Raw genomic sequence first — 25,789 nt, forward strand, 5'->3', positions numbered from 1 at the left:
CCATGTTCATGACTGTCACTTCTTTCTACTGTTGCGTCTCCGATCGGCCTGACGTTCGCAGATCCAAATAATAGATCAGCCGGTCCTCGCCTTCGAAGTAATAATCCGGCAGGCGGCCGTTCATGGAAAATCCCAGGCGATCGAACAGTCGCCTTACGCCCGCATATACCGGCAAATCGCAAGTATAGGTCACCAAATATCTCGCGCCTTGACCGCGCAAATAGTCGAGCATGGCGCCCGCGAGGCGCAGCGCGGCGCCTCCGCGCCGATAGTCTCTTCGCACGACGAGATAGTCCCACGTATAGCCGCCCGTCCGCTGTTCGTTCGGGGCGACGCCCGTGACCGCGACGACCTCGCCGGCGCCGTCCGTCATGTACCAATAGATCGTCTTGCCCTCGAGCGCTAAATAAGGAAGCGTGCGGAAGTGCTCTTCCTCGCCCGGCGTCGGACGCTCGTCGTCGAACGCCTGCGGCGAAACGAGGAACGCGACGACCGCATCCGCGGCTTCCCGCGTATCGATCCGGCGCACGGCCAATTCAACTATAGCCAATATTGACCCTCCGCTTCTAGGCTCCGGCATCGCTCTTCCAGGCAGGTCTGCGCGCCGCCCGGTCCAAACATCGCGTCAGACGGCAAGCGTGCCGTTCCAACCGGCCCCGGCGCCCTTCTGATAATATTCGTCGCATAGGTAGAAATAGAGTTTGGCGGCTCTGTCCATCCGATTCTGCTTGATCACTTCGACGAACGTCTCGCGGGCGTCGTAGAATCGGCCGGCCTGGCAGAGCGCCAGCCCGCGCTCGAAGAGCGCCTTCGTCCGCTCTTTGGCAGCACGCTGCTGCTCGGGGTCGCCCTCGAACACGTCGATCAGCTCCATCGCCTCGTCGCTGCTCTCCAGCCTGATGCGGCCGAGCGAGCGATGCATGAACCGCTCCGGCGACCGCAGCTGCTCATAATAGTCGCGCGTGACGATGATGCAACAGCCTACGATATCCGAGATCTGCTCGAGCATCGTCGTGCGCTGCACGTCGTCGGAAATGACATTGCCTTCCCAGCGGCGCTCCTCGCCGATGATGCCGAGCATAAGCGGACCTTTGTGAATCGCGATGCCGACATCCACGATCGGGTAGCCGGAGCTGCGCCGGTGCTGATTGTATACCGACAGCTCGCGGCGGATCGCCACGGCCGCCCGGATCGCTTCTTCCGCGTAGCCGGGAAACAGGGCCATGAAGCCCGCGCCCAAATATTTGCTGATGAGACCGTCCTCCTGCCTCACGATCGGTCCGAAGCGGCGGAGAAACGAATTCATGAAATCGAAATTCTCCTTCGGGCTCAGCGTCTTGGAAAGCTGCCGGAAATCGCGCAGGTTCGCGACCATGACCGCCATGTTTTTTTGTATCTGGTCCCCGAGCCGGATGTCGAGTATGCCCTTTTTTGCCGAGCGAGTGGAAAAACTGCTGCGGCACGAACCGGTACGACGCTTCGCTGAACGACGTGATGTCGGCAATATGCTGCCTTATGTAACGGGCCATCCGGTTGAACTGCACGCCGAGATCGCCGACCTCGTCGCGATTGCGCAGCTTGACCTCGACGTCCCAGTCGCCGTCGGCCATCGCCATGACGCTCCGCCTCAGCTTGCGGATCGGCGACAGCAGCACGAACGTGACGATCACGACAAGGACGACCAGGCCTGCCGTTATCATTAAAATATTCTGGATGATGTTGTTATAAATTTTGCGGTTCTCGCGGTGAAGCACGCTAAGATCGCGTCCGGTCTCGTACACGCCGACGATCGTGCCTGCGCTGTCATAGACCGGACCGATGGCGAACAGCCATTTGCCGTCCGCGTCCTCCCACTGGCCCGTGCGGACGACGCCCTGGGACAACACGGCTTCGTTATCCTCGCTTTTTTTCGAACGGCTTAAACATGTTGACGCCGTCGTCGTCGTCCATGACGATATAAATCTGTCCATCCTCATATTTGTAGAGCGTGCTGTACAAGCCTTGCCGCTGCTCGCTGTTCTCGCCCTCGAACAGGAAGTTCATTTTGGCGCGGATGGCATTGTAATCTTCATTGCGATAATCGGAGGGCGACTGCAGTCTCGCGAGCCGGTCGCCGTCGATCAGATTCTGGCCGTTGCGCGCAAGCAGCGCGAGCTCGCGCTGCATCTGCGTCTCCATCCGCGCGGAGAAACTGTTGTAAATGAAGTTTGAAAGGACGATCATCGCGATTAAAATGGCGGGAACGGTAGCGAGCACCTGCTTAAGAAAAAGAGACGTGCGCCGTTCGAGGACGTGAATATGGAAAAATCGGATCGAAAACGCAAGCAGCAGCAAACCGAGCCAGAAAACGCCCCACAGCAGGCGCCGATCCCACAGCGTACGGCTGTCGAGGACCGCCTTAGAGACCTGTCCCGCCGGAGAAAGGTCGGCCGAAAGCAGCAAAATGCGGTCGTTCAGTACGACGGCAAAGCCCGAAGGCGTCTGCTTGACATCCATAATCTCATAGCTGTCCAGGCCGGGCGCGATGCGCTGCAGCTCTGCATCGTCCAGCAGCGTCTTGGTCGTATCGGGTGCGAGCGGGTCCAGCGTCGCGACCGCGTTGACAAGACGGTCGACGAACATGAGCGAGCCGTCCGCGCGGAGCGTCGGCAGCTCGGGGGAAATTTTTGGAATGGATCGACTGGGCGCTGCCCGGAAACAGCTTGGCGCTCACGCCGTCCGGGGATACCTGATAAATGCTGCCCCTGCGCGTCGTATAGTAGATCTGGCCGGGCGCCGTACCCGTTATCTCGGACAAATAGCGATCCTTCGGGAGCGTGAACGTAAAGACGGACGCCGGCGCGCCATCCGGCAACGCGATCCGCATCAACTGAACCTTGTCGGCTACCGCTTCATAAAAATATAACGCTCCGCCCGACAGCTGCAAGCCCTTGATCTGTCCGATCCGTTTGCTCTTGCCGTCCCCTTTGCGCTCGTAGAGCACCTGGCCGCCGCTGCCGCTGCGGTCGTAACGGACGATGCGCTCGCTCTGTACGTAGAGGCCGTACGAATCGAGCACGGTCACCAGCGCGTATGTGCGGCCGTCCGAATCCGCGACCGCTTCGTTGAAGTCGACGCGCAAGCCGCGTTCGGAAGCCGCATAGGTCATCTGTCCAAGGAGCGTGCCGTCCGCGCCGAGTCGATCGATCTTTTGCTTCGAATCGCTCACTACGGCAAGCGTGCCGTCCGCGCCGGGAGCGGCACGCGATAAATTGCGCAGGCTCTCGGACGTCTTCCAGGGCGTCCCGCTCCGGTCTCCGCGCTCCGCGAGCGCGTAGCCCGACCAGCCGGACATGACTAGCGAAGCCAACAATAGCAGTAATGCAAGTTTTTTCATCGAAAATCGGCGCCCGCCTTTGTGTTCGACTGTTCTCGTTCAATCGGAACGTACAAAATGATTCCATCTATTTTTTATCGTACTACAAGTTCTTCCTTAATTCATCCCCTTATAACTCAAAATGACAGATTTCGAGAATTGAGTTACTATAAATATAGCTTTGACAGCTTCCACCAATTTCGCAAAAGTGAGCGTGAACCAGGCGTGGGACAACTCGTGTGCGGCGGAGCGACGATGCAATGTTCGTTCGGGGCCGCCCCTTCCGTATTCAATGTGCTGCCGGTCAACCGGACGACGACCGCCATGCCGATCGCCAACATTATGGACAATAAACCGTTCGTGAACATCATGCCGTTCGGCATGTGCAATTCGCTGGCCAACCCGCTCGTCGCTTCGGCGACCGCCGCCGCGTTCGGCGCCTTGACCCCGATGCCCTGCACGCCGGTGACGGCAGCGCCGTGGGCGCCGGGCTCGCCGACCGTGATGGTCGGCAATATGCCCGCGCTGAACAATTCTTCCAAGTGCATGTGCAACTTCGGCGGCATCATCCAGTTCAACGCGCCAGGCCAATTTACGATACAGGTGCCCTAATTATGATCGAGACGATACTTAAACCATTTATCAAGCCGATCCAACGAAAAATCATGCGGCCGCTCAAGCAGTCCGCGAAACTGCCTAAAATCCTGCTCCGATGGCTCATCCAATGGGCGCGAACCGTGCTCGGGAGCGGACTGCGGTCGCTTGACAACTATTGGAGGATCGGCAGCTATTATATCGCCAAAAAGCTCATCGTGCTGATCGTGCTCATCGGCCTTGCGATCGCCTACTTCGGCTTCATCAATCCGCCGGCGTTCGTCGACCGGTGGTTCTCGCGAACGCCTTCGATGCAAGCGTCGGCCGCGCTGGAGAAGGGCTACACCGGCAATGCCAAAATCGTGGACGGCGCCGGAAGCCTCGTCTATGCCGGCCCGCTCGCGAGCGGCCAGTTCAGCGGCGTCGGCAAGCTTTACGGCGACGGCGGCAAGCTTATCTATTTCGGCGACTTCGAAAAAGGCGCGCGGGCGGGTTCGGGCGAAGCTTACGCCGCCGACGGATCGCTGCTGTATCGCGGCGAGTTCGCCGCGGACGCTTACAACGGCGCCGGCACGCTCTATGCGCCGGACGGCAGCGTACTGTACGAAGGCGGATTCGCCGCCGGGAAGTACGAAGGCGAAGGCACCCTATACGCCGCCAAAGACAAGCCGCTTTACGCCGGCGCCTTCGTCAAAGGATTATACGAAGGGGCGGGCAAGCTATACGGCGACGACGGCAAGCTCGTCTACGAAGGCGCCTTCGCCGGCGGACTTTACGAAGGCGCCGGCAAGCAGTACAAAGGCGGCAAGCTGTTGTACGAAGGCGTGTTCGCGGGCGGACTGCTGACCGGCGAAGGAACCGAGTACGCAGCTTCCGGAGCGCCGATCTATAAGGGCGGCTTCGAACGGGGCCGCTACCAGGGAACCGGCTCGCTCTTGAACGAGCAAGGCGTCGCGATCTATGCCGGCAGCTTCGTGGCCGGTTTTCGCGACGGCGAAGGCGAAGCGTTTAACGCGGACGGCACGCCGCTCTACAAGGGCACGTTCCGCGAGGGGCAATACCAGGGCTTCGGCGCGCTGCTCGACGCGAACGGCACGGTCGTGTACAAAGGCCTGTTCAGCGCGGGACAAGCGGATCCGGCCGGCTTCCTCGCGATGGCCGCGGCCACGCTGCAGGAGAAGCTTGGCGCACCGGACGCGCCGGCGGCGGGGACGGATGCCGGGACAGACGCCGGCACCGACGAAGGGGCCGCAGCGCCCGATACGACCGGCGGCGCCGGAGCCGGCACGGATGCAGGTGCCGCTGGAGAAGCGGCCTCAGGCGCCAACGCCGGCACGGCGGCCGGCGCCGGGAGCGGCGACAGCGGCGCGGCGGCAGGTGCGAACGGCGGCGCAAGCGGCGGCGCGACGACCGGCAATGGCACCGGGAGCGGCGGAGCCGCTTCGGGCGCAAGCCAAAGCAGCGGCGGCAGCTCGGCGGCCGGCGCGAGCGGCGGAGCCGGTTCGGGCGCGGACAACGGCGGAAGCGGCGCAGCCGCGGGCGCAAGCGCAGGTGCCGGGACAGGCGCGGATACCGGAACAGGCAAAGACAGCGGCGCCGGAACGGGAACGGACGCCGCAACAGGCACGGGTAAAGACACCGGAGCCGGCGAAGACAGCTCGACCAACGCCGGAGCAAGCGGCGGACAGCCGGAAGCCGCGACGAATTCAGGATCGTACGGCAAAGAAAATGCAGTCCCGGGCGCAAACGCAGCCGTCGCGGCGAATAAAATCGCGGCGCTGTCCCCTTCCCGCGCGGGTACCGCCATCGTTAACGCAAACGCCGTCTCCATCGTCAAAGCTGCCGGGAACTCGAATGCCAAAGCGGCCGTTACGAACGTCGTCCTCCCTGCGACCGACGGCGTGAGCGAAGACCCGACAGCCGATGCGTCGTCGCTCGCGGCGCCGATCGAATTGGTATACAGCGGCGTGCAATTCAGCTTCAAGCTCGAGTCCGATCCCGACAATCCCGAGGCGTATGCCGTCACGCTCGTACGTACATGGAACAAATACGTCATGACGGCGCTTCTCGACCGCCTGCAAAAGGCGGCGATCAAAGGCGTCAAGACCGAGAGCAACGGCAAGCTGTATACGATGGCGTATGAATGGAACGGCTGCCTGTATAGCTTCAATTACAACAACGACAAACCCGTCCGGCTGACGATAGGCCCTTTCCAGATCTAAATCCGCTATATCGGCTATTTCGTCACCCTTATCCCCTTGGCTCAGGATCGATCCCCTTTCCTGTGCCAAGGGGATATTTACATGACGTTGACTTGAACGCTTTCGCACAGGATGAGGCACGCTTTGGCGGTCTTGTGCAGCAGTCTTGTGCAGCGGTCTTATGCAGCAGTCTCGTGTAAAATCTGCGGACAGCCTTTCTCTCCCGACCGTCTTGCATGATGACAACCCGCGACTAACGCTCGGATCGGCCCGACTTAGACGTTCAATTGGACGGCGCCGCCTATCAAATAACGGTTGAAACGCAGTTATTACGCGTGCTCGCGACGTCCTTTGGCAAATAAGTGTCGTAACGCAATTAATTTCTCGCATTTGCACGTTTCGATCCGATTCTGAACAAAATAATTGCGGTTGAACACTTATTTCCTCCAAAGCACGGATCATTATGCCAATTAACTGCTTTTCAACCATTATCGCTTCTACCTGATCGCTTCTACCTGAAGTTGCGATCTTCCTCCAAAATCTACTCCGCGAAAATAATAACCGCCGCTATTAAACGTTCTGAAAGGGTAGTAACACGTCTGCGGTCCTTTTGCTGGCGCACTGTCACATGGCGGACGGACCGAGAAGCCCTTATTCTCGTTTCTATGGCGATTCGCGGCCAAGCTTCGGACACAGCGGCCGTTATTGCGGGATGACAGGCCTTTTTTTTGCCTTGATCCGGATCCATAACGTCCCTCCAGTCCGATACGATCGCAATGATGACCGCTTTTAAGAAATACCGTTCCCTGGGTCCGATGCCCCCGCCTGACCGACATCTAACTGCTGCCCGCAGTTCTCTATTGCACCGATGCGCTTCCCCTAACCGTTACATTCCAGGCTATCGTCCTGCTTACTTTCCGACGCTCTTCCTGCTTGACCTCCCGCCGATCCCGCCATAAGGCTAGCAAAGCGAAGCCGGGATTTGATCCGTATTTGCATGCGTTCCGCGATGTTAATTAAAAACGTATCGCCGTCCTTGTAGACGGCGATACGTTTTTATCGGCGACGATTCAAAATAGTATCGGTAAGGTCGCTTTCTGAATCGTTAAATAGGCCTACGCACTGGGGCAACGTCCCCCCTGTGAGACAGCCTAACCTGCAAACGTGTATCATTCAAAACCGGAATGACGGGTTTGGCGAGCTAGCGCACAATAGCGCACGATAGCTCGCCTCCTAACCGGCTTCCACCTGTTTAAGGTGAAAGATCATGGTCAAACGGCGGAAATAAGCGAATCCCTACTCCTTGCCCGGCGCCGCTTCGCGATAGAGGGCCCGCTCGGCAGACGTTTCACCCGTCCCCTCCGCACCCTCCTGCAGCTTTTTGAACGCCCACCAGCGAATGTGCAGCCTGTCCGCTTCCGCGGAGCCGTTAAGGCGCATTCCGATGCGGAAGCTGCCCTGCTCGGGGTATACGATCGTGCCAAAATCGACGTTCGGCACGTCTGATTCGTACTCTGTCCCCTTGAACACGTCCTGGACGCCGTAATAGATCGAAGCCTTCAGCGTCTCCTGAGGCGCCAGGCCGACGAGGATCGTCACCTGTCCCGCCCCGAGCCCGTGCTTGATCTCGTCCGTTACATAGTTGCGCCTGCCGCGCGAGAAAACTTCAATCCCGTCTTGGCGTTCAATTCGAGCGGCACCTCGATCGTCCCCGTGGCGATCTCGTCTTGAATCGCCTGCGGACGCGGAATCCCAAGCTTGAAGTCGAACGTGTTTCTTTCCGGATGGTAGTGGACGTCAAGCTTCGGCTTCGCGTCGTATTCGAGGTCGTAAGCGCTCGACTCGGCGAAAAAACGGTGAAGCGCGCCTGCCCGGTCCGCATGGGACAGCCGCTGAAGCAGGGAGGCGTTCGGCACGTACTCGCCGAAGGGAACGCGCTCGACCTGCTCGATCATATAGGTGGATCCAAGCTGAAGCAATCCGATTTTCGCCAGACAGAGTTCCTGATCGGACGCCCCCCTCGGCCGCCTGATCCAGCGAGCGTTCGTACCAGGTTTTCAGAATTCGTTCCATGACCGGCTGCGAAATGATGTCCACCTTGTGCACGGCGGCATGATCGATCGGCACCCGCTGATCGCCGATGGTCAGCGTCACCGACTGCGGCGGCAAAGAGAGCGTGGCGACCGTGTCCGGACGATCCTTGACCTTGACGCTGTAGGTCAGCCGATACTCGGTATCCTGACCGTCTCCGGGCTCCAAAAATTCGACATGCCGGCCGTCCCCGCCGACCGGATCGAAACCGTCGGACTCGTAATCGAAGCTGACCGCGACCCTGGCCGTCTGCAGCGTTTTTTCCACGACCAGCGTGACGTCGACGACGTCGTCGGGATTGACGTATTTGGGCATGCGCTGCGAGACGCGCACGTGCGCGTCCTGATAAAGCACGGCGACGTCCTCGAGCAAGCGCACATGCTCGAAGCTGGTCGCGGCGGGCGCTTCCTCCTTGACGAACAGCCGGTACGATTCCAGCACGCGATTGTACTCGCTGACTTCTTCGCCGCGAATCGACGAGTTGCCGACGGAATGGACGGGTTCGCGGCCCTTTTCGTCGTAAGCGACGTACAAATAAACGTTTTTCTTATACTCGTTGTTCGTGAAGCCTTCGATCATGGACAGCTTCAGCGTGACCGGCGACGGGATGACGACCTCCCGTCCGGAATAGTCGATGGCCAGTCCCATCTCCACCGTTACCGTCTTGTCGTCGACGGCGACGACTTGCATGCCTGCGACGACGCCGCTTCCGAACAGCAGCCGGTTCAGAAGCCTGCGCTTGTCGTTCAAATACTTCTGCTCCGACTCGAAGTCCCGAACCGTCAGCAGCTTGCCGTAAAAATACCGATTGCGCTCGAACGGGTACATCCTCGCTTTTCTCATCCGTCAAGTCCCTCCTCATCATCGGTCCGCGCGGCGGCTCCGCTGTCGTCATTCCATCTCCGAATCCATGCCGAGTCGCATGTGCGCGTCGAGGCGCCGATTCATGTTCGCATCCACGATCAACGTGTCGTTCGGCATCGAGCGATCCATACCCAGCGTGAAAATCGACGGCTCCGCCAGCACCGTATTGACGCCCAGATACGTATGCAGGTCCAGATACATCCACGGCTGCAGCCATTCGAGCTTCGCCTCCGTATGGGCCGGCTTCATGTCGTCCACCAGTTGCCTGAGCAGCACCTTCTCCATATCGCTGCGCGCCTGATCCGGATGCAGCAGCACAGAGAAGGTGAATGGATCGTCGCCGTACAACCGGTCGACCACCGCGCGCCAATCCCCGCGTTCGCGCAGCGCCTTGTATTGCGCCGGTTCGACGATGATCGGCTTCATCCCGGTCATCGTCTCGATCGCGCGCTCGATGCCGCGTCGCGTTCCCCGGTAGCGGTACATCTCGGGCGCGGCGCGGATGAGCCGCCGGATGGCATCGTCGCTCCAGTATTCGTTGGCGTCGAGACCGAGCCAGGAAGCCAGCCATCGCAATTGCCCGCCGCCGACCGTCTCCCGGTCGAACTGCCGGGCCATGCCGTCGATGCGCTCCTCCAGCTCGTCGAACAACGTACCGAACAAGGCCAAATATCGCTCCAGAAAGCCGCGTCCGCCCGATTCCTGCTGGTAAACCGCGGGCAAGTACGAGAGCAGCGTTTGCCTTGGAAAATAGACGCGCAACCGATCGAGCGCCGGCGTACTGCGTTCGCTGCCGATCCATTCGATCAGCAACCACAAATAGCGTCCCTTTGCCCCGAAAAACAAAGCGTCGGCCGGATTGACGACCGGTTCCGACCATAATTCGCGCAAGCCTCGCAGCTTATCCGACGGGCCGAGATCGGTACGCGCGATCCATTCGTCGATCCGCCAAAGGTTGCCCTCGATCGTCCTGACGCCCGTATCGTCCGCGAAGTATCGCACGCGAAGCTGCGTCCCGTCCGGAATGTCGGCAGCAAGCGTGAACTTGTGCCAAACCGTCTCCCTGTCCGCGCTGTCGAACGCCGAAGAAAGCCAAAAGCCTTCGAGCGCGCCGCCGCCCGGCATCGCGAGCGTCTGGGGCTGCAAATCGAGCACCGCGAGCGTCTGCTGCTCGCCGTTCAGGATATACATCCGGTCTTTGCCGTCGATCAGTATGGCGTCCGCTTTTCCGCGGAAACCCCCCACCTTGCCGATCAGCTCGCCCGACTCCTCGAACTGCAAAATAAACCGGTCGTCCTCGCCTTCGGACGCCATGCTTCGCGAATCGCCCACGTAAATCTGCCGGTTCGAGTCGACGGCAAGACCGGCGAACGAAAGGGGGAGGCAGCATCATCCGGGTCAGCAGCTCTCCTGCGGCCGAGAAAGCGAAAAGCGCACGGCCCAGGCTGTCGTATACGTACATGTCGCCAAGCGGCGAAACGGTCAAAAACGGTTGACCGTGCTTGCCGCCGTCCGCGGGCAGCTTCAACGCGAAGCGATCGTCCTCGATCGCCGCGATCAGCCCGCCCGACAGTCCGAGCCTTAAAATGCGCAAGGCCACCTTGCCGGACAACGGCGCCCGTCCTTCCTCTTCCTCCTCCTCCTCCGAAGGCTGATCGGCGAAGGTGAGGACATAGACGCCGCGGCCGTCGGCATAAAGCGCCAACGGCCGGCAATAGACCCCGTCCATCCAGTCTCCCGCGCGGCTCCATCGCGTCTGTCCGCTGTTCACGTCATACGCGGCCAACGTCCGTTCGCCCTCCGGATCGGCGACGAACAGCGTGTCCCCGGTCGCCGCAAGCATCGCGGAAGCGGAAAACAAGCCGTGCCTCGAAACGAACAACCGCTCGTGATGCCGGCTGTGCCGGTCGTAGGTCCACAGGTCGCCGGCTTCGTCGAGCAGGATCAGACGGCCGAACACGCCGACGGCGAACGCGCGTACCGCGCCCACGCCCTCGAGCTCCCCGAAAGACGCCGTGTCGAGCACGCCGTACCGCGCGTCGCTGCGCAGCCGCACCGTTTCGCCGACGTCCAGGTTCTCGGCCAGGCCGCGGCGGCTCCAGTGCTCTGGTCTATTGATCGAAAAATATAAAGCCTCGTCGTCCATCCGCTCGCCTCCTTTCCGGTTCCGATCGGACCGCTACAATTGAGTTCGGCTGAGCAGCTCGATCCGGTGCTCGCCCGAATAGACGAGACCGTTCGGCGGCAGCAATACGTCCCCGCCCTGGCTTTTGGACGCATACCGGCCTTCGCCGTCCAGCCACAGATCCTGCACATAAGCCACGCCGTCGACGCGGCTGATCGCGGCGAAGACGTCGCCGCGGTAGACCGGCCTTCCGAAGGGCCAGCCCGACGCGGACTTCAGGCTCCCCGAAGGGCTGAGCAGCTCGTTCAAAACGGCTGCGATCCGTCTCGTCTCATGGGCGAATTGAGGTTCGACCACGATGACGGCGTGTACGGTCACCTTCACGTATTCGGGCGCGATGACATGAACCTCGGTCCCGATCAGCCTGCGTTCGTCCAAATGGCGGGCGACGGTCTGCAAAAAACCGCGGCTCGGCGCAGGCGTCGGCCGGCGGCTAAAGGGCATCGCGACGACCGTGACCGCATGCGGCACCGGATCGGCGCGGCCCGGGGCATAGCCGGCGATCACATGGACTCTCGCGACGCGAAGACCCGGCGTCGACTTCGCCAGCGCGGCGAAGTCTTCGTCCGTCACGGCGCGGAAGGGCTCGTGCCATCGCCGCTGCAGGCGCGCGATGCACTCGCCTACGCTCTCGCGCTCGGCGCCGCCGTAGCCGTAGCCCGCGTTGGTCACGGTCACGCCGTATGCCCGCTGCTCCTCCGACACCCAGCCGGTCAGCAGATTCGGCTTGATATTGCCCCGCTCGCCGCCCCCGATCACGCAGACGACCAGGCATAGATTAGGCTCGTCGCAGGCGGCCGGAATCGCGCCGCGTTCGTCGTTGCCGAAGCGAACCTCGCAGGTGTCCGGATCGAACGTATAATGGCGATCGAGCGGTCCCGAGCGGTCGAAGTTCTCGACAGGCAGCCAATCTTCCCACAGCCACTCGCCGGCGCGTTCGCCGGGGACGCCGACCTGAAGCAGGAAGTGCTCCCGCCTGCGGCAAGCCAGATCGTAGACGGTAAATCGCTGCATCGGCAAGCCGTTGCTGCGTCCGATGAAGCGTTTTTCCGCAAACGTCTTGTCCGCATGGATGCGCCGGACCGTGCCGCTCCCGCCCGGCGGACGCATCCCGCGCGTCCCGTCTCCGAAAGCGACGACCGCTCCGCCTTCGGCAGGCAAGCGCACCGAATATACGCGATCTGTCGGCCCGGCCGCCTCGGTGTCCGGCACCTCCCGCCACTCCCGCCAATTGCCGTCCGGCTCCCGCACCTGGACGCGCAGCAGGCCGTACCGCGATAAGTAAGTGTCCGCTGGAAGCGAGACTTCCCCTTCTTCCGGCACGTCGCAGTCGATCTTCTCGCTGAGCGTATCGCGCTGAACGACAAGCGCCGTATGAAGCAAAATCCGGTCGATGCGCGGCGGCTCTTCATAGCCTTCCTCTTCGAGCGAGCAGCAGATCCACCACCGCGGCCGGTCGTTCGCCGGGTGGACGAGGACCGGGCGAAGCGGCGCGTTCAAGCGGATCGCGACGCGTCCGCTGAAGCTCAAATGAAGCGTCTCGTCGCCGACCGTCTCCAGGGGCAGCCATCCGGAAACGCCGGTCTGCTCGTCGAACGCGTAGCCCTTCCAGGCGACGCGCGCGGACGGCACGATGGCGGGAGGCGCGTACCCTTCCGCCGCCGAAGCGTCGAAAGGCAGCGCGCGCCAGGCGTCCTGGCTGCCTTGCGCCCCTTCTTCCGCGAGCAGGATCGTCAGTTCGATCGTCTCCCCGACCGGCGGCTCCCTGTCGAACGACACGTACAGACGACTGCCTGCACTTGCCTCCGCGCCGAACGCGTAAAAAAGCGACGTCTCCCTGCGTATTGGAAGCCGTACGGTCGCTGGCTTCCCGTTCGGTGCGCGTGACGACGCGGTCGACGGCGAGCGGCCTGAGCGTCGACGGCGCCGCGGTCTCGAACGTCTGATCCTCGGCGAGCAGCTTCGTGCCCCGCGGCAGTCTTACCGTCTCCCGGATGCCGCCGAACGAAGCGAGCGCAGCCGCCTGCGTCGCCTGCCGGGGGAGATTCGCCGAGCAGTTCAAGAAACTTGCGGCGGTTGCGATCCGGCACCCGGCTCAAATAAAACTGCTGCATCTCGCTGATCCAGGCGAACAGCTCCAGCATCGTCATGCCGGGGTCGTGCGCGTTCTCGTCGGTCCACTCCGGCAGGCGCCGCTGTATCCCTTGGCGTGCTTCCTGCAGGATGCTCTCGTACGTGCGATCGTCAAGCGGCAGCTTGGGCAGCATCGGCGCCTTGCCTCCTTTGTAAGCATTTAGTCTTGCGCAGCGGATTTAATCCGATCGTTCTCCGCTCATCCGATACTCGCGGTCACCTCATGAGTGCCGGAGACGACGATGCCGTGAGGCAGGTCGCGCAGCGCGGCTTCGGACACTTCCCGCGCTTCGCCGCGCTCGATGACGACGACGGTCATATGAAGCAGTTCGACCTCGAGCACCGTCCTTACCGATTGAAGCAATCCGTAAAGCGCCGAAGCATGGACCGACTCCCCGATTTGCCAGCCGCGCCCGCCGATCTGTCCGCGGCGCGTGTCGAGATACCGTTCCAGCGCCTTCAGACAGGCGGTTTCGGTCGGTACGATGTCGTCGGCCGCACTCGTCCGCACGACGGCTTTGACGGATATTTCGAGCAGCGCCGGCGGCATGATCGCCAGCCGACCGCCCTGCAGCAGCAGATTGGGGGGCCTTGTCCCGCAGCGCGGACTCGATTTTCTTTTTTGATCTCGGGGAAAAAGGCGACGCCTTCGCGGCCGCCGAGCGGCAGCGCCACGACGACGACCTTGCCGGGCGCGCGCCGCAGGCGGGCGTCCCTTCCCGGCAGACAGCGGACCTGCGCGATCGAAGGGTCCGCTTCCCGCACGATCCATTCCATATCGGAAGCGGATACCGCTCTTCCCCGGTGCCGCGCGTGCTGCGGACCGCGTTCCATCGCGCGCGCGAGCGTCTCCGCGTCGCCGCCGCCGACGGCAGCCGACGGGTTGACGACGCTGTCGACGAAGGCGAGCGGCTGCAGCAGTCCGCGGATCGCGCGGGCGGGCACGTTGCCCCTCGTCCCTTCGGTGACCTGGTACGTCACGCGCACTTTATCGGTACCCGCGAGCGGAAGGCCCATGCCGTTCTTCCCGTCGCCGAAGCGCAGCCGTCCGGAAGCCTCGTCGATCGTGTAATGACGATCGTGCGGCAGCGAGCCGGCGAGCGTCGCTGCCGCCTGCCAGCGAATCCAGACCCGCGTCTGGCGTCCTTCGCTGTCCCGGTGCGCCTCGTAGCGGTCTTCGTCCATCTCGGCCAGCGTCTGTTCATTCACGAAGCCCGTCTCTTCGACCCACACCTCCTGGGAGACGACCGGAGCGGCGGAGAGCTGCCACCCGTCGCTCGTCTGCTCGGGATATTCGTCCCGCAGCGTCCGCCGCTGCACGACGGAGACGGCGTTGCGGTCGACGCGAAGCAGCGTCGGCACGGACGCCCCTTTGACGCCGAAGCGGCCGTCGCGGTTCAGCGCGCGCAGCCATACCCTGTCGGCGCCGAACAGTCGGACGGGCTCCATCCCCGGCGGACCCGCAAATTGAAAGGCCCCGGACGCGGTGAACCCGTTCGTCGTGTCCATCCCCTTTAGCGGAATCCAAGCAAGCCGCAAGCCGTCGCGCACGAGCGCCTCCCATTCGATCCAGGGCGGGCCATCGCTGGCGGACACTTGACGGACAAGCTCAAACGACAGCCGGATCGGTCCCTTCAGCGGCGCCTGATCGAAGCCCAGGTATACGGCCGGCGAAGGGCAATCGATCGGCACGAACGGCCGGAAAGCCTCTCCGCCCTGGCGCAGCTGCGCCGTCTTGTCCGTCCATTCCGCGTTGTTGAGGGTATAAGCGCCGTCCGGTGCAAGCTGGACTTCGGAGGAATAGGCGTATGTCAACGACATCCGCGACAGATGCGGCGTCATATACTCGACGACCGGCTGATTGACCGTGTCCATCGAGGCGACCCGCACCCGAAGCCACCAGTCCCAGGTGCCGTTGACGAACGTCCGCTCCCAGTCGTCCGGGCAGTCCAGCTCGAGCGCGAAGCTGCGGGCATCCGATTCGGGCAAGTCCGCGAACAGTTCCTCGTAGCGGCCGCTGCCGGGAAGGCGCATCCAGCTCTCGCCGTTCCAATACTCCCACAGCACGCGCCGGACGAAAAGACGCTGAGGCGGCTTGCGCGCAAAGTCGGCCGTACGCATGACCATCCGCCAGCGGACTTCCGGATCGGGCGCCATGCGGAGCTCCCAAGGATCGAAACGGGCGTCGAACCGCAGCGTCAGGCGGCTGCCCTCTTTGCTGAAAGCTTCGGGACAAGCGAGATGAAACAACGAGTACTGGAAAAACTGCTGCCCGAACGGGAAAAAGCCTTCGGCATCCAGCTCCAGGTCGCCGGAATATAGCAGCGCCGGCGGAATGCCGGCGGAATCCGACGCCAGATCGTGCTCTCCCCGCAGCGACAGCCGTTCGACCTCCGGCAGTCCGGCGAGCGCCGGGGAGACCGCGAGACCGTCGGGATCGGGTTTTACACGCGCGCGTATCCATCGCCCTTCCGTGTCACCGACGGCGGCTGTGCCGACGCGTCCCGGCGACGTCTTCCAAAGCGTCACTTCGTTGCGAACGCTCGTCACCCGGTCGAACAGCCGCCAATCGCCGGCAGACGCGTCGTACCAGGACCATTCGAGCCAATCCGTGTCGGCCAAGCCGCGCGCCAGCTCGGGCTCGGCGTATCGCTTGGCGGCGTTGAACCAGGACAGCGTCAGCCGCGCCGGATGATTCAGCTCGAACATCCGGTCGTGACGGATATAAAGCTCGTGCCGCTGAAGATCGTCCCCTTCCGATCCGAATATCGCGATCTCCGGCGCGGCGCCTGCCGCCGTCTCGTCCTCGTAAGCGCCGGAAGCGCGCACGATAAGGTCCCGCTGGGGATGGACGTTGATCCACTCGACGAGTCTGGCCGGCGTCACGAGTAGCGCATGCTCCGTCTCGAACGAGATGTCCTCGCCGCCGTCGGGCGCTTCGGCCGTCAACTGCGTCCCTTGCGGAACGTAAACGGGCTCGTAGGCTCCGTCCGCCAATCGAAAAACGGCCGTCGCGCGAGCCGCGCGAGCGGGTTGAAGCTTGACGCCAAGCAGGTCGAGGAAGGCTATGAAGTTGTTCAGCGGCGCGCGGTTCAAGCGCTTGACGTTCTCCTCCAGCATCTCCGCCGCCAGGAAAAACAAGGCGGTGCCCGCGTCGGGATCGTCCGGCGAGAACCGCCATTCCGGCGTGTAATGAGGCGCCATCGTCCTGAAGCGCTCCGCGAACGCGGCGACGTCGCTGCCGTCGATCGGGGGGAGGCAGGCGCATGCCCGTCCTCTCCGTTGCATCTGGCTTCATGCCCTTTCTTCCTCCCGCTGCGCTTTCACGTTATTTGGTGCCTTCATCGAGATAGAACGGGTATACCTGGTTGAACAGATTGTTCGTCGACCGGACGACATAGTCCACGGACAACCGGATGCGGCCGGGCTCGGACGGATCCGTCTCGGCGCGCACCTCCACGTCCTTGACGCGCGGCTCCCAGACGACGATCGCCTCGCGCGCGTCGCTCTCCAGCAGACGCAGCGTCGTCTCGTCGAGTCCGGAAAAGGCGTATCCCGACAGACCGCTGCCGAAGCCGGGACGCATGACGCGCTCGCCGCGCGACGTCATGAGCACGATGCGGATCGCCTCCGCGATATCGTCCTCGCCCTCCGACATGAGCATGCGTCCGGTCGTCGCGTCGACGCCTACGGGAAAACGCCAGCCTTTGCCTAGAAATGAAGCGGTCATGACCGTTCCTCCTTGCCGGGAATCGCCGGCGATCGCCGGAAGGGTTGCTAATTGATCTTGACGAGCGAGCCCTTGATATTGATGATGCCGTCGCTTTTCATATCGATGCTTGCCGATGCTTTCAAGCTGAGCTGGGCCGAAGCCTCGATTTTTATCTGCGTACCCTTGATCTCGACGGCATTCGGCGCTTCGATCGTAATCTTGCCGCTCTTGTCGAGCGTGATCTTGGCGCCCGACGACTTGACGACGACCGTGCCCGTCCCGCCCCCGGTCAGCACGACCGATTGAACGCCGTCGTTCGTCGCCACCTCGACTTTGTTTTCTTTTTCGGAGATATCGACTTTAAAGCCTTTGGCGGTCTTCAGCGTGATCTTGCCGTCGCCGTCGGTATCTTGAAAAAGCATTTCGTGCCCGCCGCGGGACCGGATCTTGCGGATGTCGTTTTTATCGTGCTTGGCAGGCGGCAGGGCGTTTTTGGTCCACAGGCTGCCGATGACGTAAGGAAGCTTGAGGCTGCCCATCTCGAAAGCGACGAGCACCTCGTCCCCTACCTCCGGAACGAACATGGTCCCCCGGTCGTTGCCTCCCATAAGCGAAGCGATCGGCACCCAGTCGGTTTCGTTATCGTTTTCCCGCACCGCGAACTTGAGCTTGACGCGATTGCGCTTCTCCGGATCGCTGTTGTTCGTGACGGTGGCGACCATGACGCCGTTGACGCTGCCCGCATTAGGCCGCGAACCCGAGTAATCTTGCCCCATCATATCGCGTTCCCCTCCACGTTGAAGCTGGTGACGTAACCGTTCGTATCGATGGCGTGCACGACGTTGTTCAGCAGCATCGGCTGGTTGAACTGGCGACCGACGTTTTGCAGTTTGATGAACCGGCCGGCGCGAAGCTCGGGAATTCCGACGCAAGTGCCCGCCCCGGTCACCAATTCCATCGCCTTGTCGTGCATGATCGAATCCGCCAGCTTCTGCGCGGCCGCGACGGTCGTATCTTCCATGAATTCGGTCTCTATCAAGTAGGAAGAGAGCGCGCCCATGATGTTCGGGCCGGAGCGACCGTTCGTACCGATAATGTCGACCGCCTTCGACTTCGCTTCGATCGGTTCGTGCGTCTCCGGATTGATCCCGCGTACGACGACCTGCGTCACCTGGTTCGAGATGTCCACCTCCGCGGAATAGCTCAGCAAGCTCTTCCCGTACGTTAACGTGAGCACCTCGGCGGCCGACGGATTGCGCTTTTTAAAGTACAGCTTCGATCCGACGACCATGAAGTCCCGTTCGTTTTCGAACGCCAGCGCGTGCAAAAAAGTGAAAATCGCTCGCCCGGTGCTGCTCGATGCGCGGGATCGGCGTCATCGTATCGTCGACGTCGGGCGTCAGTCCGTACTTCGAGGCGATCTGACGGGCGACGTCGCTCGCCTTCTTGTCCTTCCACTGGTTCGATTGTTTGCTTCGCATCATCAGCATCGATTTGTCCATGCCCTTGACGCTCACGACCGGCAGCCCGCCCGTCGGATAGTCGACGCCGACGCCGGTCACAAGGCCTTCAAAAACCGTCTCGAAGCGGTCGGTATACCCCATCTTGATCGTGATCGACTTGCCGACGTCCACCAGCGAGCCGAGCCACTTAAGCGACCGGGCGACCGGATCGAAGGCATTCGAGATGCGGAAGCTGAAGTGATCCGAAAACATGCCGGTACGCGACGTCACGCGCAGGCCTTGAACGGCCGCGCCGATCCGCACAAGGTTCTGACCGTCGATGAGAATCTCGAACGCCGGAGCGAAAAAAGAACGGTACTTGCTCTCAAGCTGCGACATCTCGTACGTCGTCGTATCGAACTTGACCGTCAATCTTCTTCACTCCAATCTCGGGATGATCAGCTTGCGACCCGCGGGCAGGCGCCGCGGATTGTCGATGCCGTTGGCCTCCGCGATGGCCCGCCATCTGCCCGGGTCCTCGTATTCCTCGGCGGCGAGCATCCACAGCTGCTCGTCCTGCTTCAGCGTCTTCTGCTTCGTGCGGTCGGCGGACTGGCGCGGCACCTGCTGGTACTGCTCCGTCATGCTGAGCACCGCGCGCAGCGTGACGTTCAGCGTCGCCCGCACCGGAATGCCGGTGTCGAGAAACATCGTGAACCGCTGCGACACCTTCTCCGCGACGCCCTTGAAGTTGAGCGAGCCCCACACGAACCTGCACAAGGGCGGCGCATGAAGGTCGCTGTCGACCTGCAGCAGCCCGCTGATCTTCGCCGTATGCGCGCGCACGTCGGTGCCTTTTTCGTACGTGTCGAAAAAAAAGATCCATCGTCAGCGTCGTCGCCTCGCCGCTTACGAACTGGGCGATCGGCGATTGCAGGCCGGGCACGGCATGCCACGAATAGCTGTTGCCGGCTTGCAGCATATATTCGCCCGGATTGAACAGCACGTCGACCGTCTCCTGCGAATTGCTCTTGATGATGACGATTTTGGCTTTGGACAAGGCCATCGTGAATTCCTCCGTCAATATCCGCTAAGACGCTGTTCGAACTTCATCCGGCGCATCAGCGCCGTGTACACCGTGTCGGCGAGCCGCTCGGGATCGAGCTCCGGCAGCTCGCGCACCGCCTGCTGAAGCTGCTCGGCGCTGACCCGCGCAGGCTCCTGCGCGGCGGGCTGCGCCTGCTGCGGCTGATTAGGCGCGCTAGCCTTGGGCGTTCGGCGCAGCTCCAGCTCCGCAGCCGGCGCGGGCTCGGGACGCGCTCCCGCTGCACCGGCTTGGTGCGCGCGGCGCAGCCGCAGTTCTGCGGCAGGCTCGCGCCCTGGCTGCGCGAGCGGGGCGCCTGACGACTGCTCGCCGCGCAGCCGCAGTTCTGCGGCAAGCTCGCGCCCTGGCTGCGCGAGCGGGGCCCCTGACGACTGCTCGCCGCGCAGCCGCAGTTCTGCGGCAGGCTCGCGTCCTGGCTGCGCGAGCGGGGCCCCTGACGACTGCTCGCCGCGCAGACGCAGCGCGGCTGCAAGCGCCGAAGCAGGCCGCGCAGCGTTCCCGGAAGCCGCGCGGTTCGTCTGCGCGACAACCGAGCCTGACGAGCCCGCGGCCCCATTCGCGCTTGTCGAACGAGCGGAAGTCGGCGAATGCGGAGCGGCGTTCCGACGCGCATGGAACGGCGGCCCCGCCCCTGGACGGTCTGGCGTCAACATGCCTTGCAGCGACATCGAGCGAGGAGACGCGAGCTCAGCGGACGACGCTTGCGAAGCGATACGATGACTCCGCGCCGCAAGAGCGATCCGCGGTATCGCATGCTCCCTCTGCTCCCCCCGGCGACAGCACCCGCTGCGCATTCGGGAAACGCATCGCGAACGTCGTCCTTGCCGCAGACGCCCCCGGCATCGTCCGTTTGCGATCATGCTTCTGAGCGACAGGCGCGTTGGATACGAGCCTAGCATTTCTCGTTCTATTTCCGATCGTCGCGGCTTCGGACTTTCCGGAGCCGTTTTCTTGCCGACCCGCTTGCTCCCGTCTTACTTGCCAATTCTTTGCCTTGCCATACGCGATTTGCATGTTCGCCGCTCGTTGCGCCGGACGCAGTTCCCGTGCAGCCTTCGCCGTCGCATTCACAAGTTCGCCGTTCGACCCTCGATCGCCCTGCCGAGCATCGACGACGCTCGCAGATGCTGGCGCTGCGCCGAGCTCGACGTCGCCGGGACCTCGCGGAAGCGCAGTCCCTTTCACCGGCGGAATGCCGGCGGGCTCTGCCGAAAGGTAGACGGGTTCTACCGAAAGGTAGGCGGCTTCGACCGCTGGTTTGCCGGTAGCTGAGACCGATGGTTTGCCGGTATCTAAGACCGATGGTTTGCCGGCATCTTCGGCGTATCGGCCGGCGGTTTGAATCGTTGGCTTCGCTGCAATGTTCCGCGAAGAGCCTATGCTTTGTGCCGCATACGCCCCCGGCCGCGGTTCAGCCGGCCTCGACCGATCACGCAGCACGAGCCTGGCTGCAGGCACGTCTGTCGCAGATTCGCCAGGTTGATCGCGATGCAACGCACGCGGCCGCAAGGCTGCAGATCGTTGCATCGGGGCGTTACGCAATTGCCGCTGAATGGACGGTAAAATCGACGCGCGCGTAACCCTCGCTGCCGAACCCGCTTTTTCAGCCGGCATCGCGTTCGTGTGCAGCTTGTCGCGTAAGCTTGCTTCGCGGCTTACTCCTGTCCGCATGCGCTGGCGTTCTTCGATGCCGTCTCTAAAAAGCAGCGCGCCGGCTCGCATGCCGCCGCCGCGACGCCGGGTCGGCAGATCCGTAAGCCGAGAGCCCGACCAAGATGGGTCGACTTCGTTTCGCATCGCTATTGCGGCGGCGTGGCTTAAGGATCGGTCTTTGACTATCGGCGCACTTGTCTGTGCGCGACGTTCGAGGCTTGTCCGCGCTTCGCTTGGCGGTTTGGACGGCAGGCTGCGGACTGCGCCGAGCTTTAAAACGAGCATCGGAGTACCGGCAGTCAACGTTCCTTTACTATTAGCCGGCAACGCTCGGACGGCAGCGCCTTTTTCCGTCGGCGTACGCGCTTCCTCCGGACTCGGATTTCGACTGGTTGGCGAAGCGCCGCCGTTCGTCTTGGGCGCGTTAGACGCTTGCATTCGCTGCGGCCCGCCTTGCCGTCTGACATCGATCGATCGGCCTTCGGCGGGCAGTCCCCGTTTTGCATGGCGTTTAAGCACCAGCGCGGGGGCCGAGCCACTTTGGCCTTTTAAGTTAAAGTCCAAGCCACGGCTGCCTGCCGTCCTTAGAAGGATGCGGCTGCCGCCAGGCAGCGTCGTCGTTCTGGCATTCGATGGTCGCACGGCCGCTTCAGCCGGCAATCGCCCCGAAAAACGGGGAGAAAGCCGTGACCGCTTAGGCGATATCGTATCCGACGCTCGCCCCTCGATGCCGTCATTTGCTTGATGACGGCGGGCGCCGATGACGTCCCCGCGGCGGCTGCTTGCCGTTCGATCGCCGGCATTCTCGTAAACGACAGCGCGCTCGTTAGCGCGAATCGCGGAAGGCTCCCGCGAATGCGTCACGGCACCGGCATGATCTGACCGCCGGACATTGTCCGCATCCTTCCCAGCCGTCGAAACGTCCGTTCGAAAAGCGGGCGCACTCGCCTCCGGCTGCTGCCATCGGGAGCCGTACGCACGATTCAAGCGGTTCGATGGCGCTCCCGGCACGAATGCCCGGCGCGCGACATTGTGCACCAACACGCCGACCCGAGGCTCCGCCTCCCCCTTAAGCGCATCTTTCCCAATGATTCTGGCGGACAGCGACAGGCGTAGCGGCCATACGCTTGCTCGTTCCTCAAATCTAGCATCGTCAAGTCCAGTGCCGCCAGACAAAAGCGCCATTTGGGATGCCGCCGCTTCATTTTCCAGCGCGCGCGCCGTTTGGCCGAAAGTCTTCAGCCTAACCCGATGATCGGTCGTCGCGTCCATTGCCCGGTTGTCGGCTTCTTCGTTGATCCCGGCATCGATGTCGCCGCGCTCGCTAGGGCCTGGCTTCGAATCTTCGCGCGTCGCTCCGTCGAGTCTGGCTCCGCCGTTGGGCGATCTAAGGTCGATACGCGCTTTGGCATTCGACCGTTGTATGAAATGAGGCGCCTTGCTTCCAGGCTCTCCCCGCGATTCCAGCTGCGTGCGCTCGGCGTTGTCGTTCTTTAAATGCCCCGTGAAATACGGCGCGCCTTGCGCATCAGGCCCGGTCGCTCCGCTTCCGGCATCTATCGATTGCGAGCCCTCCGCCGCGTTAATTGCATGATCGGCGCCAAGAAAAGCTTCGTTTCGTTGCCCGACACCCTCAGCGTTAGGTGCCGTGCCGGCATCCGTTCCGGATAAGTCGCTCGCCGTCGAGACTGAACGTGGCAGGTCGCTTCGACGGCCGTTTTGCGGAGTGATCGACTCCCGACCGGCGACAGACGATGACTCTGAAGACCGATGGACGTCCGATAGAGAGGGCTGCGTATCGGGACGATTCTCCGTCTCCTTCTCCTTATCGATGCCGGGAGCCGGATGGGCCGCGTGCGCGGTGTTCGCATTCGCCGACCTCGCGCTTGCGCTCGCATGCGACCGCAATGCGCTAGCCTGAGGAGCTATAGTGTTCGCCTCGTCGCGTCGCTGCCGGCGCACGCGCGCATGCACAAATCCCGGAGAAGACAATGTCCATTGTCTGACGGCGGAAAATGCCTTGCCCGCCTGGGCGGCGACCAGACGTGTCAGCAACTGGCGAATGGCCGGCGCCGACAATGCGATCCCTTTTTTAATATGCTTCGGCTTTAGAAGTTCCGTGCCGGGCAAGCTTCCATCGTTAATGGTAGGTCGATGCAGAACTCGCGCTCGCCATCTCCGGGAATCGGCGCCAGCTTGTGCTGACCCCCGCACCTCCTGCCGCTTCGCGCGCGGATGGGTCGATGCGTTCCCCGAAAGGGTTGGCTTGGAAGCTTCAACCGCCGCCCCTTGGCGCAGCGAATCGGCCGAAGCCGGCTTCAAGTCGGCAAGACGCGCTTCGACGGGACGGCCGCCGTTTAACTTCAGCGCAGGCTGAACGCCGCTGCGCTCAGGTTCGGTTAATCCGACTTCTTGCCGCGGATTGAGAATAGACGAGCGTTCCGATTGCGACAGCGTCGCCTCGTCCGCACCCGATCGGTTCTGTACGGCGCTCCCGCCAGCCGATCGTTCCTCCGCTCCGACGCCGCGCTGCCCGTCGCCCGTTTCCGTTCGTTCGGGATCTGGCCGATCCGGCGGGGATTTTCGAAGCGGCTGAAGGGACGACGAATGGTCGCGAGCATAAGGTCGACCCTCTTGTTGTCCGCGTCCACGCATGTCCGCATTCGGCAGGCGCGCTTGTCGTCCCCGCTCGCGGTCTGCGTCCTTCGCCTTGCGCTCCTGCGCGATGCGCGCGCTCGTTTCCGATTGGCGATTTTGGCGCTCGTTTTCGCGGCTGCTGTTGTATGGCGCCTTGCGTTCGCTTCCGTCAATGCGATGCTGCCGCGAAGCGGGGCCATCAGCGCCGTGCGCCGCGTCCGTCGCTTCGAGGCCGCGATCTCGCCGACCGGCTTCAGTTCCGGGATGCGCTGGGATATATGGCGATTGAATCGCCTGCTCCCTTACGATCCGCTGCTCTCTCACGATGCGCTCGACTTCGCGTACGACGACGGTCTGCCGTTCGACGACGCGCTCCTTGACGATGATGCGAACCTCGCTTCGCATCGGTGAGACGATCGGCATTAATGGAGACGGAGCGGAGCGGGGCAGCTTGCGTTCATGCGGCGCATTCGCCGCTTGCGCGCGTTTGGCCGAAGTCGGAACCGCGCGGAACACGAGCGCGGGCCGGGACGATCGCCCCTGACCGCGAAGCGACGCGTATTTGCGCTTGATCGCTTCGGCGAAGGCGCCGTTCCCCGGCTTCGCGCCGGCTGCCGACGGACGGCGCAGACCTTCTGTCAATCGCTTCATGCTCCCCCCTCCTTCCGCGCGGAACGCCTGCGGTCGGCACGGCCGCAATTCCATACCGCCTTTCTATTTTTTGGAGAATATCGCCTTGATGCCGTTATGCACCAGCTCGACCGATTCGATCGCGACGTCGCTCGACCTTGCATCGAGCGAGGGCCCCGTCCATTTGACCGGATAAGCCTCGAAAAAATTCCAACGGCAAAGCTCTTCTCCGTCCTGACGGTATAAAATGATCGATCCGCTCTTGCGCGAGACCGCGCCGCGGGCGGTCTGATCGTACCAGTCCCACAAGGCCGAGGATGAGGAAAAACCCCGCCGGAGCACGATCTGGGCGAAACGCGTTCCTTTCGGAAACCGATGCGTATAGCCGTTCACGCCGCCTTCGCGATATTCCTCGTATTCCGTCTGCGACTCGAGCCCCTGCACGTCGGAAAAGCCGGCTACCAGCATTCCGTCCAGCTCGACGTCGAAACGGAAGCTGCCGAGCACGTCGCGGGTATTCCCGTTTGCCCCCATAACGCCCGTCACCTCCTGCCGAATACGTCGAACGGATTGCTTTTATCGGGCTCGTCGTTCAGCTTCTTGTTGATCTTCGAGATCTCGTCGCACCATCGCCTGCGCTCGCGATGCTCCATGTTCATGATGTCGTCGTGCGGCCAATGGAAGTAATAAGCGATAAAGCCGACCTCCTCGTACAGCCGCTCAGCGGCATACGTTACGAGAGGCCCTCCGCTACGGACAAAAAATCCACTTCCACCTCGAACTCGTGGTCGCATTTCGGACATGCGGTTTGCAGTTTGGGTGTTTCAAGGTCGTTGATCTGACGGTATATATTTTGAAGATAGGACAGGTCTGCCGTAAACAGCTTTTCGATCACCTTCGTATCGACGTGCTTCAGCTCACCGAGACGCGTCACGACGCGCGCGAGCAGGATGACGGTCAAATAGCTGGCATTCTGCTGAACGCGAGGATCGCGCATGGGCAAAATCTCGTCGGCGGCCGTCGCCAGCCGCATGACGCCGCGCTTGTGCAAATTGCCGGCATCGTCGACATACCCGCGGGGAAGCTCGAATTCATATTCGGTTTGAAAGGCCATGATGCTCCTCCGATCTGAAAATAAAAATCGCGATCAGCCATGCGGACTTCCTGTCCGCGCAAGCCGGCTGGCG

At 62.3% G+C, this 25,789-nt stretch carries 23 protein-coding genes and 2 pseudogenes; 2 read left to right on the plus strand and 23 right to left on the minus strand.

Annotated features, from left to right (window positions below; genetic code table 11):
- Positions 1–25: 25 nt before the first annotated feature.
- From OMP40_RS29090 to OMP40_RS29105, 4 genes and pseudogenes are all read right to left on the minus strand, one after another.
- The gene (locus tag OMP40_RS29090) at positions 26–550 is read right to left on the minus strand and encodes a GNAT family N-acetyltransferase (RefSeq protein ID WP_277536577.1); all 525 of its coding nucleotides are present in this window, start codon (positions 548–550) and stop codon (positions 26–28) included.
- A 75-nt stretch (positions 551–625) separates the two neighbouring features.
- Complete coding sequence (locus OMP40_RS29095; protein ID WP_338131261.1) at positions 626–1,384, minus strand: adenylate/guanylate cyclase domain-containing protein; 759 nt, start codon at positions 1,382–1,384, stop codon at positions 626–628.
- Positions 1,385–1,568: 184 nt separating this feature from the next.
- Positions 1,569–1,976 (minus strand): annotated as a pseudogene (locus tag OMP40_RS42450) (hypothetical protein); the annotation flags it as partial.
- Between the two features lie 524 nt (positions 1,977–2,500).
- The gene (locus tag OMP40_RS29105) at positions 2,501–3,376 is read right to left on the minus strand and encodes a hypothetical protein (protein ID WP_277536579.1); all 876 of its coding nucleotides are present in this window, start codon (positions 3,374–3,376) and stop codon (positions 2,501–2,503) included.
- Positions 3,377–3,592: 216 nt separating this feature from the next.
- On the opposite strand from OMP40_RS29105, the gene OMP40_RS29110 reads away from it, so the two are divergent.
- On the plus strand, positions 3,593–3,967 hold the full coding sequence (locus OMP40_RS29110) for a DUF4280 domain-containing protein (RefSeq protein ID WP_277538102.1): 375 nt from the start codon (positions 3,593–3,595) through the stop codon (positions 3,965–3,967).
- A 2-nt stretch (positions 3,968–3,969) separates the two neighbouring features.
- Positions 3,970–6,171 carry an MORN repeat-containing protein gene (locus OMP40_RS29115; RefSeq protein ID WP_277536581.1) on the plus strand — a complete coding sequence of 734 codons (2,202 nt, stop codon included), beginning with the start codon at positions 3,970–3,972 and terminating at the stop codon, positions 6,169–6,171.
- A gap of 1,275 nt (positions 6,172–7,446) precedes the next feature.
- On the opposite strand, the gene OMP40_RS29120 is transcribed toward OMP40_RS29115, so the two are convergent.
- The 19 genes and pseudogenes from OMP40_RS29120 to OMP40_RS29205 all read right to left on the minus strand — a co-directional run bounded on the left by OMP40_RS29120 (position 7,447) and on the right by OMP40_RS29205 (position 25,716).
- Positions 7,447–7,749: a hypothetical protein gene (locus tag OMP40_RS29120; RefSeq protein WP_277536583.1), complete on the minus strand. Its 303-nt coding sequence runs from the start codon at positions 7,747–7,749 to the stop codon at positions 7,447–7,449.
- A gap of 198 nt (positions 7,750–7,947) precedes the next feature.
- Positions 7,948–9,084: a hypothetical protein gene (locus tag OMP40_RS29125; RefSeq protein ID WP_277536585.1), complete on the minus strand. Its 1,137-nt coding sequence runs from the start codon at positions 9,082–9,084 to the stop codon at positions 7,948–7,950.
- A gap of 48 nt (positions 9,085–9,132) precedes the next feature.
- Positions 9,133–10,107 (minus strand): phage tail protein, encoded by a 975-nt coding sequence (locus OMP40_RS29130; RefSeq protein ID WP_277538104.1) that lies wholly within the window; start codon positions 10,105–10,107, stop codon positions 9,133–9,135.
- Entirely contained in the window at positions 10,007–11,251 is a 1,245-nt protein-coding gene (locus OMP40_RS29135) for a hypothetical protein (protein ID WP_277536587.1), read from the minus strand. Before OMP40_RS29135 ends, OMP40_RS29130 begins: the two co-directional genes overlap by 101 nt.
- Before the next feature lie 33 nt (positions 11,252–11,284).
- Entirely contained in the window at positions 11,285–13,069 is a 1,785-nt protein-coding gene (locus tag OMP40_RS29140; protein ID WP_277536589.1) for a putative baseplate assembly protein, read from the minus strand.
- Positions 13,024–13,557, minus strand: a complete 534-nt coding sequence (locus OMP40_RS29145; protein WP_277536591.1) for a hypothetical protein — start codon at positions 13,555–13,557, stop codon at positions 13,024–13,026. Before OMP40_RS29145 ends, OMP40_RS29140 begins: the two co-directional genes overlap by 46 nt.
- Before the next feature lie 65 nt (positions 13,558–13,622).
- Positions 13,623–13,973, minus strand: a complete 351-nt coding sequence (locus tag OMP40_RS29150) for a hypothetical protein (protein ID WP_277536593.1) — start codon at positions 13,971–13,973, stop codon at positions 13,623–13,625.
- On the minus strand, positions 13,883–16,711 hold the full coding sequence (locus OMP40_RS29155) for a baseplate J/gp47 family protein (protein ID WP_277536595.1): 2,829 nt from the start codon (positions 16,709–16,711) through the stop codon (positions 13,883–13,885). Before OMP40_RS29155 ends, OMP40_RS29150 begins: the two co-directional genes overlap by 91 nt.
- Positions 16,712–16,751: 40 nt before the next feature.
- Complete coding sequence (locus tag OMP40_RS29160) at positions 16,752–17,153, minus strand: GPW/gp25 family protein (RefSeq protein ID WP_277536597.1); 402 nt, start codon at positions 17,151–17,153, stop codon at positions 16,752–16,754.
- Between the two features lie 47 nt (positions 17,154–17,200).
- The gene (locus OMP40_RS29165) at positions 17,201–17,914 is read right to left on the minus strand and encodes a phage baseplate assembly protein V (protein ID WP_277536599.1); all 714 of its coding nucleotides are present in this window, start codon (positions 17,912–17,914) and stop codon (positions 17,201–17,203) included.
- Positions 17,911–18,426 carry a phage late control D family protein gene (locus OMP40_RS29170; RefSeq protein ID WP_277536600.1) on the minus strand — a complete coding sequence of 172 codons (516 nt, stop codon included), beginning with the start codon at positions 18,424–18,426 and terminating at the stop codon, positions 17,911–17,913. Before OMP40_RS29170 ends, OMP40_RS29165 begins: the two co-directional genes overlap by 4 nt.
- Positions 18,398–19,009, minus strand: coding sequence for a phage late control D family protein (locus OMP40_RS29175; RefSeq protein ID WP_277536603.1), 612 nt, complete (start codon positions 19,007–19,009; stop codon positions 18,398–18,400). Before OMP40_RS29175 ends, OMP40_RS29170 begins: the two co-directional genes overlap by 29 nt.
- 6 nt (positions 19,010–19,015) lie before the next feature.
- Positions 19,016–19,423 (minus strand): CIS tube protein, encoded by a 408-nt coding sequence (locus OMP40_RS29180; RefSeq protein WP_277536605.1) that lies wholly within the window; start codon positions 19,421–19,423, stop codon positions 19,016–19,018.
- Positions 19,424–19,505: 82 nt separating this feature from the next.
- A pseudogene (locus OMP40_RS29185) lies at positions 19,506–19,643 on the minus strand (peptidoglycan-binding protein); the annotation flags it as partial.
- 14 nt (positions 19,644–19,657) lie between these two features.
- Positions 19,658–20,350 carry a hypothetical protein gene (locus tag OMP40_RS29190; protein ID WP_277536607.1) on the minus strand — a complete coding sequence of 231 codons (693 nt, stop codon included), beginning with the start codon at positions 20,348–20,350 and terminating at the stop codon, positions 19,658–19,660.
- A 19-nt stretch (positions 20,351–20,369) separates the two neighbouring features.
- Positions 20,370–24,623 (minus strand): hypothetical protein, encoded by a 4,254-nt coding sequence (locus tag OMP40_RS29195; RefSeq protein WP_277536608.1) that lies wholly within the window; start codon positions 24,621–24,623, stop codon positions 20,370–20,372.
- 63 nt (positions 24,624–24,686) lie between these two features.
- Entirely contained in the window at positions 24,687–25,136 is a 450-nt protein-coding gene (locus OMP40_RS29200) for a phage tail protein (RefSeq protein WP_277536610.1), read from the minus strand.
- 8 nt (positions 25,137–25,144) lie between these two features.
- Positions 25,145–25,405, minus strand: a complete 261-nt coding sequence (locus OMP40_RS40590; RefSeq protein WP_338131263.1) for a DUF6760 family protein — start codon at positions 25,403–25,405, stop codon at positions 25,145–25,147.
- A complete protein-coding gene (locus OMP40_RS29205; RefSeq protein ID WP_277536612.1) occupies positions 25,336–25,716 on the minus strand; it encodes a phage tail assembly protein in 381 nt (126 codons plus the stop codon). The genes OMP40_RS40590 and OMP40_RS29205 overlap by 70 nt, the downstream gene beginning before the upstream one ends.
- Positions 25,717–25,789 lie beyond the last annotated feature (73 nt).

It is taken from the genome of Cohnella rhizosphaerae (genome assembly GCF_029525575.1).
Classification (GTDB): domain Bacteria; phylum Bacillota; class Bacilli; order Paenibacillales; family Paenibacillaceae; genus Cohnella; species Cohnella rhizosphaerae.

What these genes read in the sequence shown, in the direction of transcription:
- OMP40_RS29095 (WP_338131261.1), bottom strand. Translation starts at nt 1,384, where the DNA reads ATGGCGGTCATGGTCGCGAACCTGCGCGATTTCCGGCAGCTTTCCAAG.
- OMP40_RS29105 (WP_277536579.1), bottom strand. Translation starts at nt 3,376, where the DNA reads ATGAAAAAACTTGCATTACTGCTATTGTTGGCTTCGCTAGTCATGTCC.
- OMP40_RS29115 (WP_277536581.1), top strand. Translation starts at nt 3,970, where the DNA reads ATGATCGAGACGATACTTAAACCATTTATCAAGCCGATCCAACGAAAA.
- OMP40_RS29125 (WP_277536585.1), bottom strand. Translation starts at nt 9,084, where the DNA reads ATGAGAAAAGCGAGGATGTACCCGTTCGAGCGCAATCGGTATTTTTAC.
- OMP40_RS29135 (WP_277536587.1), bottom strand. Translation starts at nt 11,251, where the DNA reads ATGGACGACGAGGCTTTATATTTTTCGATCAATAGACCAGAGCACTGG.
- OMP40_RS29145 (WP_277536591.1), bottom strand. Translation starts at nt 13,557, where the DNA reads ATGCTGCCCAAGCTGCCGCTTGACGATCGCACGTACGAGAGCATCCTG.
- OMP40_RS29150 (WP_277536593.1), bottom strand. Translation starts at nt 13,973, where the DNA reads ATGCCGCCGGCGCTGCTCGAAATATCCGTCAAAGCCGTCGTGCGGACG.
- OMP40_RS29155 (WP_277536595.1), bottom strand. Translation starts at nt 16,711, where the DNA reads ATGCAACGGAGAGGACGGGCATGCGCCTGCCTCCCCCCGATCGACGGC.
- OMP40_RS29160 (WP_277536597.1), bottom strand. Translation starts at nt 17,153, where the DNA reads ATGACCGCTTCATTTCTAGGCAAAGGCTGGCGTTTTCCCGTAGGCGTC.
- OMP40_RS29165 (WP_277536599.1), bottom strand. Translation starts at nt 17,914, where the DNA reads ATGATGGGGCAAGATTACTCGGGTTCGCGGCCTAATGCGGGCAGCGTC.
- OMP40_RS29170 (WP_277536600.1), bottom strand. Translation starts at nt 18,426, where the DNA reads ATGGTCGTCGGATCGAAGCTGTACTTTAAAAAGCGCAATCCGTCGGCC.
- OMP40_RS29190 (WP_277536607.1), bottom strand. Translation starts at nt 20,350, where the DNA reads ATGTCGCTGCAAGGCATGTTGACGCCAGACCGTCCAGGGGCGGGGCCG.
- OMP40_RS29195 (WP_277536608.1), bottom strand. Translation starts at nt 24,623, where the DNA reads ATGAAGCGATTGACAGAAGGTCTGCGCCGTCCGTCGGCAGCCGGCGCG.
- OMP40_RS29200 (WP_277536610.1), bottom strand. Translation starts at nt 25,136, where the DNA reads ATGGGGGCAAACGGGAATACCCGCGACGTGCTCGGCAGCTTCCGTTTC.
- OMP40_RS40590 (WP_338131263.1), bottom strand. Translation starts at nt 25,405, where the DNA reads ATGTCCGAAATGCGACCACGAGTTCGAGGTGGAAGTGGATTTTTTGTC.
- OMP40_RS29205 (WP_277536612.1), bottom strand. Translation starts at nt 25,716, where the DNA reads ATGGCCTTTCAAACCGAATATGAATTCGAGCTTCCCCGCGGGTATGTC.